The 365-nt window shown below is 38.6% G+C and carries 1 protein-coding gene; it reads left to right on the top strand.

Features of this window, described 5'->3' with window-relative positions; genetic code table 11:
- Nucleotides 1–166 precede the first annotated feature (166 nt).
- A partial coding sequence (locus SB658_RS22365; RefSeq protein WP_410602405.1) for a YcdB/YcdC domain-containing protein occupies nucleotides 167–365 on the top strand: 199 nt, incomplete at its 3' end.

Here is a 365-nt window from a genome sequence, read left to right as displayed (position 1 = left end):
AAGTGTGACTATTGTATGAAAAACAGCCGCTCTGAATACGGCTCTTTTCCCTCTTTGCTAAAAATAGACACATAAAAGGCACTTTCTTCCCTTTAAAAGGATAAGGACGTTTTTATATAATTAAAAACAGTTCTTTTTTATACACTCTTCTGAAAGGATGACCCCATTGCTGAAAGAACATCTGAGAAAAAAAGCGCTGGAGATCGGGAACATACCGCCGCACTATGAGCTTGAAATAGAAGATTATGATGAAAAACAAAAAACGAGAGCCTATTATATATGGAAAGATCGTAACCATCCGGATAAAACGGTAACGATTGAGCTGGGCGACGACGGATCTTTGCTTACCTATTCACGCAACGACT

This window comes from Bacillus sp. SIMBA_008, from assembly GCF_046535495.1.
Lineage (GTDB): Bacteria > Bacillota > Bacilli > Bacillales > Bacillaceae > Bacillus > Bacillus subtilis.
The sequence above is the reverse complement of the archived record's forward strand: the minus strand, read 5'-3'. Positions and strand labels throughout refer to the sequence as shown.